The sequence below is a fragment of the Kitasatospora sp. NBC_01300 genome (assembly GCF_041435235.1).
Classification (GTDB): domain Bacteria; phylum Actinomycetota; class Actinomycetes; order Streptomycetales; family Streptomycetaceae; genus Kitasatospora.
In genome coordinates, this window is record NZ_CP108408.1 from 521,010 (window position 1) to 533,242 (window position 12,233).

Consider the following 12,233-nt stretch of genomic DNA (forward strand, 5'->3'; position numbering starts at 1 on the left):
GTCCTGAAGGTCCTGACGGTCCTGATGGTCCTGAAAATCTCGATGACCTCGACGGTCCCCACGGTCCCGGCGGCCTGCGCCGGTGTCGCGGCCCGTACCGCTCCTCCCGCCCTCACCGCTGGTCCCCCGCCCGCAGTTCGGTGGCGATCTGGCGCCGGCCGGAGACGGCCGTCTCCAGGACCACCCCGAGGCAGACCACCAGCGCCAGGCCCGCCGTGGGCAGCAGCACCGGCAGCAGGACGGGGGTCAGCGCGTCGCCGATGTCGGCGCCGACCAGCGCCGACAGGTCGAAGGCCGGCCCGAGCAGTGCGACCGCCGCCAGCGCGACCAGTCCGCCGCCGACGGCCGCCACCAGGGCCTGCGGCAGCGTCTCGGTGATGATCAGCGCCAGCCCCTGCCGGGGCCGCAGGCCCATGGTGCGCAGCCGGGCCAGCAGGGCCGTGCGCTCGGGGGCGGCCCGGACCAGGGTCAGCAGGACGGCGAGCAGGGCGAACCCGGCGCCGGCGGCACCCGAGTACCAGAACAGGCGTTCCGCGGAGCGCTGCAGCGGGTCGGCGGCGAGCGCGGCGGCCACCTCGTGGCTGCTGCGGACCGTGTACCCGGGGGGCAGCCCGTAGGTGCCCTTGCCGGCGGCCAGGGCCTCGTCCCGGACCAGTTTGGCGAGGCCCGTGGCGGTGGTCAGGCCCCGGTCCAGCAGCAGGTTCCTGACCTGGCCGGCGCCGACGTCGCCGACGGAGAGCCACTTGTTCGTCCGCTTGAGCTCCGGCAGGCGCTCGGAGGCGGGCCCGACCGGCACGACCACGAACGGCTTGCCCGGGTCCGGCAGGGCGGGGGTGCCGGTGACGATCCCGGCGACGGTGGCGCGCAGTTCACCCCCGTTGGGCGTGCGCAGCCGGGCCGGGCCGTCGGCCGGCTGCTTGGACAGGCCGCTGCTGAACAGCGCCGGCACCGGGCTGTCCGGGCCGCCCGGGGCCCCGGCGAGCGCCGCCGGGTCGAACTCGCCCACCTTGAGGGTCCGGGCGATCTCGGCGTAGGCCTTCGGCTCGGCCACCACGAGGACGGCCGCGGTGCGCTCGCTGCCGGCGCCGATGAAGGAGGCCCCGGGCTCGACCCAGACCCCGGTCCCGGCCCGTACGCCGGGCAGTTCGGCGGCGGCCTCGGTGAACGCCTCCGGCAGGGTCGCGTAGACCGGCAGGGAGACGGAGGCGTCGCCGCCGGTGGTGATCCGGGCGGCGCGCAGCCGGACGCCGTCGACGGTGTCGAGCACGGTGGCGCCGAAGCCGGTCGTGGTGACGGCGATCACCAGGGCGAGCAGCGGCAGCGCGGAGGGCCGGCGGCGGCCCGAGCTGTCGCGGGCGGCGCGGGCCAGGCCGAGGAAGCCGATCAGGCCGCGGCCGCGCCCGGCGAGGGCGGCCAGCCAGCCGACCACCAGCGGCTGGATCCGGGCCAGCAGCAGCCCGCCGGTGAGGGCGAGCATCAGCGGGGCGGCCACCAGCAGCGGGTCCAGGCCGTTGCCGGGGGCGACGCCGCGGCGGCGGACCTCGGCCACGGCCGCGGCGGTGACGCCCAGGACGGCGAGTTCGCCGACGAGTCGGCGCCAGCCGGCCACGGCCTTCGGCGGGGACAGCAGCACGGCGGCGCGCGCCGGGAAGGCCAGCACGGCGATCAGGGCGACCGCCAGGGCGGTGAGCAGGGCGTTGCCCCACCGGGGGGTGGGCAGCAGCACCAGGGCGAAGGCCGTTCCCAGCAGGGCGGAGGGCAGCACGGTCGCCACGCCCTCGCCGAGCAGGCGCAGCAGGATGCCGCCGCGCGAGCCGCCGCGGGCCTGGAGCAGCCGGAGTTCGGCGGTGCGCCGGTCGGCGGTGAGGGCCGCCGCGAGGCACAGCACCACGACGGCCACCCCGGCCACTCCGGCCGGTCCGATCGCGGCCAGCGGGGCCGCGGCGTCGTAGCGGGCGGTGGCCCGGGTGAAGACGTCGGGCAGGAGCGAGGTGACGTGCAGGTCCGGGCGCCCGACCGCGTTGGCGAGCGTGGTGGCGCCGCGCCCGACCAGGTAGGAGCTGACGGTGGCGCGGGCCTCGGCCAGCCGGTCGGCGCGCAGGGCGGCGGAGTCGACGGGCAGCCGCCAGAAGTCCACGCCGCCGTTGCCCCAGAGGACCAGCTGGTGCAGGCCGCTGTCGCCGACGAAGCCGGTGGTGCCCCAGAAGAGCGCCTGGCCCTGGCCCTCCAGGCAGGCGCGGGCGGGACAGCCGACGTCGTCCCAGACCGGGTCCGTGGGGTTGTTGACGCGGTAGAAGCCGACCACGGTGGACCGGTTGCCGCCGGTCAGGTCGCTGCCGTTGTCGATGACGTCACCGAGCTTGACGCCGATGGTCTCGGCGGCCTTCTGGCTGATCACCATCGGCAGCGGCGCGCCCTCCGGCGCGGGGCCCGGCCACACGCCGTCGGTGAGGGTCACGAGGTCCTTGAGACCGCTCACGTACAGCAGGCTGAGCTCCGGCTGATGGTCGGAGAGCCGGGCGTAGCCCTCGTTGAACATCTTGCGCGGGGACTTGGCCCGGCTGCCGTGGAGCTGGCTGGTCTCGGTGAGCGGCAGGTTCCGGCCGATCTCCGCGGTCAGCTTCCGGTGCACGTCGTCGAGGTCGGCGGCCGACTGGATCAGGGTCGGCTCGGCGGTGGCCTGCAGGCTGGTCGCGTTGACGCCCGTCTGGCGCACGAAGTCCCGCAGGGCGCTGTCGGCACCCCGGTCGACGACGCGCGGGAAGGCCGCCGCCATGAACACGGTGACGAAGGCGAGCGCCGCCATGAGCAGGGTGGCCATCGGCGTCGCGCGCAGCCGGGTGCGGACCCAGGGCGCGGGGCCCTGGGCGGGCGCGGGCTCGGACTCGGGCTCGGACTCGGGCGAAGAGGTGGGCACGGCGGGGCCGGCCTTGGTGGTCACATCTCCTCCACGTGGCGCAGCCGGGCAGCCACGTCCCGACGACGGCGTCCCATGAGGAAGGCCGACAGCAGGGGGACGACGGCGATCGCGGCCGTGAGCAGCAGGGCCTGGCCGAACGGCAGCTCGATCAGCGCCTCGGGCGTCGGGCGGGTGGCGGCGGGCGTCAGCACGACGAACGGCACGATCAGGTGGACGAGCAGCGTGCCGAGGCCGAGCCCGACGGCCCCGCCGAGGGCGACCAGGAGCGCCTGCTCGGCGGCCATGGTGCGGGTCACCTGCTTGCGGCGGGCGCCCAGGGCGAGCAGCAGGGCGGAGTCCCGGGAGCGTTCGCGGGCGGAGGCGGCCACGGCGGCGCCGAAGCCGATCGCGGCGAGCACTCCGGTGACGACCGCGATGACCATGAGCGCGCTCTGCGGGGCGGCGCCGACCGGGTCGCTGAGGAGGGCCTCGGAGGCCTCCTCGTAGAGCTGGACGTCCTGGGTGCCGGGGGCGGCGCGCAGGGCGGCGGCGGCCTCGGCGGGGGTCCGGTCGCCGGGGCCGGTGGCGGGCAGCCACCACTCGGCGCGGTTGGGCAGTTCGCTGCCCTGGGCTGCCATCAGCCGGGCCGTGGTGGCGAGGTCGACCATGAGCGCGTTGGGGCCGGCCGTCGGCAGGGCGTCGACCGTCGAGGCGACCTTGACCGGCAGGACGCTCCCGTTGAACGGCACCTTGAGGGTGTCGCCGACGGAGGCACCGACGAGCTTCAGGTAGTCGCGGGTGGCGACGCCGGACAGGGTCTCCGGCACGCTCGTCCCGGCCGGCCGCAGGACGGCGCGGAGCAGGTCGCTGCCCAGACCGTTGGCGAAGCGGTAGCGGATGCTGAACAGGCTGTCGGCACCGGCCGGTTCGGATCCGAGCTTGGCGGCCGGCCCGGCCACCACGTCCCCGGTGGCCCGGACGGCGGGCACCGCCGCCGTCCAGCCGAAGCCGGCCGGCACCTGGACGGCGGTCGCGGGGCCGTCGGCGCTGTCGGAGGCGGACAGCCGGCGGACGGTCAGCTCGCCGTCGGACCGGTCGCCGAAGGAGACGATCACGCCGACCACGGTCAGCGGCGCGGCGGCCGAGCCGAGCGGGGCGTCGACCATCGTGGTCAGCGAGGCCGAGACCTTGGCGTCGCCGTTCAGCGGGAGCGAGCCGAACGCGACCTTGTGGATCACGCCGAAGCGGTCGCGCACCAGCAGCCTGGCCTCGGGGTGGACCGCCGGACGGCTGGAGCCGTTGGGCAGCTTCATCTCCTGCTCCGGCTGCTGGACGGTCACCTCGGCGTCGATCCGCAGCGGGTGGCCGGGCAGTTCGAGGCCGGCCTGCGGGCCGGTGGGGGCGGGCTGGGCGAGTGGCCCGAACACGTCCTCGCGGGTGCGCCCGCCGAGCAGGTCGGGGCGGACCGGGACGCGCTCGGCGAGGGCGGAGGTGTCCACGGCGAGCAGCTGGCCCTTGCCGTTGGGCAGGGACTGGTCCTCGCGCACCACCGGGACGAGCCGGTCGCCGCCGGGCAGCGCGCCGTAGCGGCCGCCCTGGCCCATCAGGGCGTTGTGGGAGGCGGAGATCCGCAGGCCGCCGAGCGTGCTGAAGGCGGCCTGGTCGCGCTGGGAGGCGGTCCAGGTGGCGTGCTGGCCGAGCGCCAGCACGCCGGTGGCCACGGCCATCACGAGCAGCAGCACGGGGCCGGTGGCGCGGGCGGGCCGACGGGCCAGCTGCCAGCCGACCAGGGCCGGGCCGAGGCCGCGGCCTCGGGCGGCCACGTGGGCGCCGAGCCGGGCGGCGAGCGGCAGCAGGCGCAGCACCACCAGGGTGCCGGCGCAGAGCGCCAGGGTCGGGGTGGCGACCAGCAGCAGGTCCACGCCGAGCCGGCCGGAGGAGTCGGTGGACAGCCCGCCGCCGTACTGGCTGAGCTGCTGGTAGGCGAGCACGGCCATGGCGAGCACGGCGAGGTCGCCACCGTTGCGCGCGATGCCGGAGACCAGGGCCTGGCGGCGGCCGGAGCGGCTGCGCAGGGCGGCTCCGGCGCCGCGCAGCAGGCTCGGCAGGCTGGCCAGCAGGACGCAGGCGAAGGCGCAGAGCACGGCGATCGGCCAGAGCGACCAGCTGACGCCGGTGTCCAGGGGCACCTGGTGGTCGCTGCCGAAGCCCGCCAGGGCGCGGACCAGGAACGGGGTCAGCAGGGGCGCCAGCAGCGCGGCGGGCAGGGCGAGCAGCAGCGACTCCGTCGCGGTGAAGGTGCCGAGCCGGGCGCCGGAGGCGCCGCGGGCGGCGAGCAGCTCGTTCTCGGCCGTCTGCCGGGTCGCGATCAGGTTGACCACCAGCAGCAGCGCCGCGACGGCGAGCACGGTCAGCTGGAGGGCGCCGATCAGCAGGGTGGTCCGGGCGACCATCATGCTGGAGGACAACTCGCGCATGAGGTTGGGAAGTTCGGTCCGCGAGCTGATGCTGGCGCGGGTCTGCAGGTCGTCGGCGAGGCCCTGGGAGCGGTTGCCCATGGCCTCCGCCGCGGAGCGGCCGATGCCCGCGAAGTCGGCGTCGAGCAGCCAGCTGCGGCTGCTCTGCACCAGCCCGCCGGTGGTGAAGGCGCTCTGGTCGACCAGCATCGGGCCGTAGGTGGTGAAGCCGCCGACCTCGACCTCGTGGCCGCCGACCGGGTCGATGCGCCAGTACGCGGCGGTCGGGTCGACGGCCCGGTAGACGCCGGTGACGCGGATGGTCAGCGGCTTGCCGTCGAGGCGGTCCGCCACCTGTACGTCGGCGGGCAGGGCCTGGTCGGTGAGGCCGAGCCGGGCCAGCATGGTCTGCGGGACGGCGACCTGCGGGGCGGCGGTCTGGACCGGGCCGGTGGCCGCGGCGGGCCACGCGCCGGCGAGCAGGCGGGTCCGGTCGCGGTCGAGGTCGGCGAGGACCGTCAGGTCGGGCTGGGCGCCGGGGCCGCCCGCGGTCGTGGGGGCGCCGCCGCCCGGCAGGCCGAAGGAGCGGCTGCGCATCAGGCTGTCGGTGTGCACGGGCAGGTCGCCGAAGAGCCTGCCGCGGTAGGCGGCGAGCTCCGCCTCGTCCTTCGCGCGCTGGTCGAGCCCGTGTTCGGCGGTCACCACGACCGTGGTCCGGGCGTGGCCTGCCCCCTGGAGCGCCTGCCGCAAGCCGGCCTCGCCCACACTGCGGTTGAATGCCACCAGCGCGGTCAGCACGGCCGTGGTGATCAGCACTGCGAGCAGCACGGCGGCAGCCAGCGGCAGTCGCCCGCGCAGTCGGCGCACGACGAAGCCGAGCATCAAGTTCCTCCCCGGTCTTTACGTCCCCAGGTTGCGTCCCAGCCTGGTCCATCGATCCGATCTGGTCACAACTCGGTTACGAATAGACACACTTAGGGCACATCGACGCAATGATCACCGGCATTTGATCACCGGATAGCGGACGACTCTGTCAGATTCGATCCAGGAACGGAAGGGACTTGCGCTAACAAGTAAGTAATGAGCAAATTCCTTGCATTGGCGGCCTCCCGCACTCCGGGCGCCCGCCAGAACGCCATGAACATTTCATAACTCAGGCTCCACAGCACGCCTTTGGGAACGCCGACCCGCACCCCGGAAATCGCCGCCCGAAACCGTGAACCCGTGGCGCCGCCCGTCCGTAGACACTGGGTAGACACACACAGGGGGAAGCCTCAATGACGCAGCCTCAGGCCACCGCCACCACCGACGCCCCGATGGTGGCCGTGACCGACCTCCGGCGCAGCTTCGGCACCGGCGAGCGGACCGTGCACGCGCTGCGCGGCGTCTCCTTCACCGTCGGCCGCGGTGAACTCGCCGCGCTCAAGGGCCGGTCCGGCTCCGGCAAGACCACCCTGCTCAACCTCGTCGGCGGCCTGGACGCCCCGACCTCCGGCAGCATCGCCCTGGACGGCACCGACCTCGCCGAACTGGACGAGGACGGCCGGCTCGCCCTGCGGCGGGAGCGGATCGGCTTCGTCTTCCAGTCCTTCGGGCTGATCCCGATGCTCACCGCCGCCGAGAACGTCGGCGTGCCGATGCGGCTGCGCAAGGTCTCGGCCGCCGAACGCGAGGAGCGCGCGCACACCCTGCTGGCCCTGGTCGGCCTCGCCGACCAGGCCAACCAGCGGCCCGGCGAGCTCTCCGGCGGGCAGCAGCAGCGCGTCGCGATCGCCCGCGCGCTGGCCAACGAGCCCGGCCTGATCATCGCCGACGAGCCGACCGGCCAGCTGGACTCGGAGACCGGCCGCTCGATCATGCAGCTGCTGCGTGCCGTCGTCCGCAGCGAGGGCGTCACCGTGGTGGTCGCCACCCACGACCCGACGCTGATGGAGCTCGCCGACCGGGTGATCGAGCTGCGTGACGGGCGGATCCTCGAGGAGGCGGCGACGCCGGCCGCGTAGAGGGGTGGACCTGGGTGCACCGGCCTGTCCGATCCGGTCCGAGCGGGCGGGCCGGCGCGCCCCCGGCGCGGCCGGTGGAACCGGACACGCTCCGCGAGCCCCCGTTCAGGGCACCTTGAGCACCGCCTCGCAGGCTCGGCACCGCCGGGTGCGCTGGGACGGCGGGTACCACGGCTCGCCGGGCCCGGCCGGGCGGTAGGGCTCCCGTTCGAGGTCCGCCGTGTCGTGTCCGCAGAACGTCACCGGCCCCGGATCCTCCGGCACGTCCGGATCCGGCGGCGCCGCGTGCACCCAGCGGATCCGCGCGCCCACGTCGACCTCGCCCGCGTCCAGCACCTCCGTGGACGGTTCCAGCTCGACCAGCACGACCACTCCGCTCATACCTCGACCCTGCGCCCTCGCGGCGGCTCGCGCATCCGGTGGCGGGCCCCCTCCCGGTCAGGCCGCGGTCAGGCCGCGGTCAGGCTCCGGGGAGGGTGATCGACTGAGCGTGGTGGAACACCTCCGCGCCGTCCCAGTACGCCTTGGTGCGCTGCAACCGCGGGTAGTTCCCCTTGTAGTAGAGCCGCTGGTAGGCCGGGTCCGGCTGGCCGGCCGTGCCCAGGTCGACGTCCGGGTAGTTGACGTAGGCGCCGTCCGTCGCGGTGTCGACCTCCGGGACGCCGCCGGTCTCCCGGTAGACGTCCCGGTAGAGCCCGCCGAGGTAGGCCAGATGGTCGGCGTCCTGGGCCTCGTCGGTCCAGTACGTCTGGTACTGGAGCTTCATGATCGAGTCGCGCTGGGGGACGGCCGTCTCCGCGGGCCCGCGGGTGTTGATCCGGCAGCCGTAGGAGTCGATCTGCACCAGCGTCTTCGTGAGGTCCACGCCCTCGACGTCCCGCACCAGCCAGTCCCAGAAGGTGGCGATCTGGGCCCGGCTGAACGGCTCGCGGTGGTAGGCCGACTTGTACTTGCCGCGCTGGTTGTCGCCCGAGGGGTTGAGCGTCATGGTGGCCTGGAACCAGGGCAGTTGGCGACGCTTCTCCGGGTAGGGCAGGAACAGCCCGCCGGCGCTGTGGGTCTGGACCACCGAACGCGTCACCATCCCGCGCTCGACGGCCGCCAGGAACGCGTCGAGCGGCGCCGGGTCGTCACCGTCCCACTGGCTCACCAGGACGACGTTCCCGTTGGAGCGGTGGGTGAGCTTGAGGATCGCGAACAGGCCCTGGTAGGTCGGCTCCTGCGGGCCGCTGTGCTCGGCCATGAAGGCGCCGAAGTTGCGCACCAGGGTCTCGAAGTCGCCGGGCCGCTCGACCAGTTCGCCCCAGGGCCAGGCGACGCTGCTGAGCCAGACCCGGGGCGGCGGCTCCGGCACGCCGACCGCGAAGTGGTAGCGCAGCACCACCCCGAAGTTCCCGCCGCCGCCCCCGGTGTGGGCCCAGAAGAGGTCCGCCTCCGGGGAGCCCTCGCCGTCGTCGCGGTGCGCGCTGGTCACCACGGCGGTGCCGCCCCGCACGGTGACCACGTCGACCTGGACCAGGTGGTCCACGGTGAGCCCGTGCCGCCGCGAGAGCAGGCCGAACCCGCCGCCGCAGATGTGCCCGCCCGCGCCGACCGAGTAGCAGGACCCGGCCGGCAGCGTCACCGCGTACGCGCGGAAGAGCGTGGTGTAGACGTCCCAGTTGGTGGCCCCGCCCTCCACGCAGTACGTCGGGCGGCCGAGCTTGTCCGTGGCGGCGGCGACGCCCCGCATCATGCCGAGGTCGAGGATGACGCCCCCGTCGTTGTCGACGAAGCCCTCGTAGCAGTGCCCGCCGCCGCGGACGGTCGGCCGCAGCCCGTGGTCCAACGCCCGGTTCAACTCGCACACGGCGTCGGCCTCGTCGGCCACCAGGCGGATGTAGGCGGGGCTGCTGCGCCAGCGCTGGTTGAAGCCCTGGCCGAGCGTCCGGTAGCGGGGATCACCCGGCCGGACCGACCGCCCCTCCGGCAGCTCCCGGCGCGCTCCGGCCGCGGCCGCCGTGCCCGCCGTGCCCGTCGAGCCGGCGGAGAGCCCGGCCGCCGCCGCACCGGCGGTGCCCAGGAATCCCCGTCGGGAGAATGCGCCCTCCATGGCCCGACCTCACTTTCTCGGCGATGAGAGAAGCTGGCGGCGGCACGCTAACACAGGTATTCGAGGGTGGGAATCCTTTAACGAACTAGTGTGACAGTACGTCAATTTCGGCGAATCAGCGCAGGTCCCAGGCCGCTGCGGGCCCGGCGGCCGATTGTCAGTGGTATCGGCTACGGTCCCCGACATCCGAGAAGAATCCGAGAAAAACTCGTTCCCGAGGAGGGCCTGATGGCGATCCACCGCCGTATTCACGCCGCGTTTCCCGTTCGCGCCGTCAGCCGCGTTCGCACGGCCGTCCGCGTTCGCGCCGTCCTCCGGGGGTTCGGCCGGAAAACGCGGATGTGGTGGCCGGCGCCGCCGACCACCACATCCGTTCACACGTACCTCAGGCCTCCGGGGCCCACCGGCCAGTCCTGCCGGGCGGGCCTTGCGGGCCGCGCGGGCCGGCACCGGCCGACCGCTCGGTCCCGTCAGGCCGCTCAGCCCCGTCAGGCCGCCGGGAAGATCGCCGCGTCCGGCTTCAGCAGCTGGCCCGGCTTCGGCGCGGTGCCGTCCACCAGGTAGCGGGTGACCAGCGCGTTCAGCGCCTGGCTGCGGCCGACGGCGCAGTGCTCGATCGAGTCCACGCTGACCAGCACGGCGTTGCCCAGCTGCTGCTGCATCCGCTGGGCGAACTTGTACTGGGTGGCCGGGTCGTAGAGGTTGCCGATCACCATGACGGTGTTCGAGGTCTTCTTGTTCCACGGGCCGCTGAAGCGCTCGGCGTCCCGGGCCGGGGCCGGCCAGCTCGCGCAGGCGGGCGCGTCGAAGGCCTGGTAGCGGCCGAAGGTCGGCGACTCCTTCTCCCAGGCCTTGGCGACGTTCGGGAAGACCCGGTCGTTCGACGGGTACGGCTTGTCCTGGCAGTTGACGCCCATGTAGGAGTCGTCGGCGGTGTACTCGGAGTCGGCCGGGGCCTCGCGCAGCGCCCGCGGGGCGTTCACCGCGAGGATGTTGGCGTCGTCGTCCGAGACGGTCGCCTTCGGCGCCATCAGGGTGTTCGCGGCCGGCTTCTGGACCAGCTGGTACGTCGCCTGCAGCGACTTGGCCAGCGGCGCCAGCTTGGCCTGCGAGTACAGCGCGCTGGCCACCTCGCTGGTGAAGGTGCTCAGCGTCACCTGGGAACCGTTCGGCAGGGTGACCGGGCTGGTCCGCAGGTGGTCGCGGAGCTGGTCGAACTTGGCCCGGGTGTCGCCCTCGCCGAAGGCGCAGCGCGGGGCGCCGGCGGCCTGGCAGCGCTTCAGGAACTCGTCCAGGGCCAGCTCGAAGCCGCCCGCCCGCTGACGGTCGTACTCCAGGCCGTCGTGCAGGCGCAGGTTCGGGTCGACGTTGCCGTCGACGATGATCGTGCGCACCTTGTTCGGGTACATCCCGGCGTAGGTCGCGCCGATCAGGGTGCCGTAGGAGAACCCGGCGAAGTTGAGCTGGGAGTCGCCGACGGCGCGGCGCATCCGGTCGAGGTCGCGGACCACGTTGATGGTCGACATGTGCTCGATCAGCGGGCCGGCGTTCTTGCTGCACGCGTCGGTGTAGTCCTGGTCAGCGTCCAGCGTCTCGTTGATCTCGGCCTTGGTGACCGGCACGCCGACCATGCGGCCGTTGACCGCGTCGGCGTCCTCCTGGGTCTTGAAGCACTTGAGCGGGTTGCTCCGGGCCACGCCACGGGGGTCGAAGCCGACCAGGTCGAAGCGCGACTGCACCTCGGTACCGAACCGGGTGGTGGTCGCCCACAGGTAGCCGCTACCACCCGGGCCGCCCGGGTTGAGGAACAGCGAGCCGATCCGCTTGGACGGGTCGCTCGCCCGCCGGCGCATCATGGCGATGCCGATCTTCTCACCCGACGGGTTGTCATAGTCCAGCGGAACCGGGTACACGGCACAGTCGTAGATGCCTGGGTCCGGCTTGCTCGGGTCGGGGTTACACGGGGTCCAGTTGACAGCGGCGACCTTCGCCTCGGCCGCCGCACCCGGCGCCAGGTCTATCGGCGCTGCCGATGCCGCGACAGCACTACCGGTGACGAGGGCGAGGGCGCAGGTGACCGCTCCGGCCAGCGTGGATATACGGGACAAGGAACCTCCTCAGTACTGAAAGGGCGGCCCCAGCCTGTCAGCCTGAGATCTCCATGTGAAGACCTGGAAGCAGCGTAAATGTTTCGATGCCGTCCACTTTGCGACCGGATTATTCTGTGAATGAACCAACTTGACGGTTGATTGACCTGAGTGCCCGTCACCACCGAGCCACCACCACGGTCGCCGCCGCATCCGGGCCGCCGGAGCACAGCCCTACGGCACGTCGCGCGGCGAGGCCGCCACACCCCGCCGAGAGCGCCTTTTCAAACTGCCTTCCGAGTGGCGGGAGTTCGAAGAAACGCCCTACCGTCCGACCGCCCCGCACAGCGCAGCCGCCACCAGCCCCTGGATCTCGTCCACGCGGACTTCCCCGCCTCCTACCAGCCGGTCGAAGACCAGTCCGTCGACGCAGGCCAGCAGGGTGGCGGTCCGCCCGTCGGGGTCGGGCACGCCCTGGTCGGCCAGGAACGTGCGGACGGCGGCGCGCGCCGCGTTCTCGCGGGGGACGAGGATCTCCCGAAGTTCGGGGTCGCGCACGCTCTCCACCGCGCAGGCGTACCGCGCGAGCGAGCGCCGCCGGCATCCCACCGGCCGCCAACGGGATGCGCGCGCCGCCCTCGGAGTCGTCGAGGTGGTCGAAGCGGCGGCGCGGCGCCAGCACACCGGCGGCACCCG

6 protein-coding genes and 1 pseudogene are annotated in these 12,233 nt (G+C 73.7%); 1 reads left to right on the forward strand and 6 read right to left on the reverse strand.

Going from position 1 to position 12,233, the window contains the following annotated elements; all coding sequences use genetic code 11:
• Window positions 1–112: 112 nt before the first annotated feature.
• Together OG556_RS02335 and OG556_RS02340 are read right to left on the reverse strand one after the other, a co-directional pair.
• Window positions 113–2,941: a hypothetical protein gene (locus tag OG556_RS02335; protein WP_371515597.1), complete on the reverse strand. Its 2,829-nt coding sequence runs from the start codon at window positions 2,939–2,941 to the stop codon at window positions 113–115.
• Entirely contained in the window at window positions 2,938–6,237 is a 3,300-nt protein-coding gene (locus OG556_RS02340; RefSeq protein ID WP_371515598.1) for an FtsX-like permease family protein, read from the reverse strand. Before OG556_RS02340 ends, OG556_RS02335 begins: the two co-directional genes overlap by 4 nt.
• A gap of 395 nt (window positions 6,238–6,632) precedes the next feature.
• Between OG556_RS02340 and OG556_RS02345 the strand changes: the two genes are divergently transcribed.
• On the forward strand, window positions 6,633–7,358 hold the full coding sequence (locus tag OG556_RS02345) for an ABC transporter ATP-binding protein (RefSeq protein WP_371515599.1): 726 nt from the start codon (window positions 6,633–6,635) through the stop codon (window positions 7,356–7,358).
• A gap of 105 nt (window positions 7,359–7,463) precedes the next feature.
• Here the strand turns inward: OG556_RS02345 and OG556_RS02350 are convergent, their stop codons facing one another.
• From OG556_RS02350 to OG556_RS02365, 4 genes and pseudogenes are all read right to left on the reverse strand, one after another.
• Window positions 7,464–7,739 carry a hypothetical protein gene (locus OG556_RS02350; RefSeq protein WP_371515600.1) on the reverse strand — a complete coding sequence of 92 codons (276 nt, stop codon included), beginning with the start codon at window positions 7,737–7,739 and terminating at the stop codon, window positions 7,464–7,466.
• A gap of 79 nt (window positions 7,740–7,818) precedes the next feature.
• The gene (locus OG556_RS02355; RefSeq protein WP_371515601.1) at window positions 7,819–9,450 is read right to left on the reverse strand and encodes an FAD-dependent oxidoreductase; all 1,632 of its coding nucleotides are present in this window, start codon (window positions 9,448–9,450) and stop codon (window positions 7,819–7,821) included.
• 488 nt (window positions 9,451–9,938) lie between these two features.
• A complete protein-coding gene (locus tag OG556_RS02360) occupies window positions 9,939–11,558 on the reverse strand; it encodes an alpha/beta hydrolase (protein WP_363585578.1) in 1,620 nt (539 codons plus the stop codon).
• Window positions 11,559–11,861: 303 nt separating this feature from the next.
• Window positions 11,862–12,137, reverse strand: a pseudogene (locus tag OG556_RS02365) (TetR family transcriptional regulator C-terminal domain-containing protein); the annotation flags it as partial.
• Window positions 12,138–12,233 lie beyond the last annotated feature (96 nt).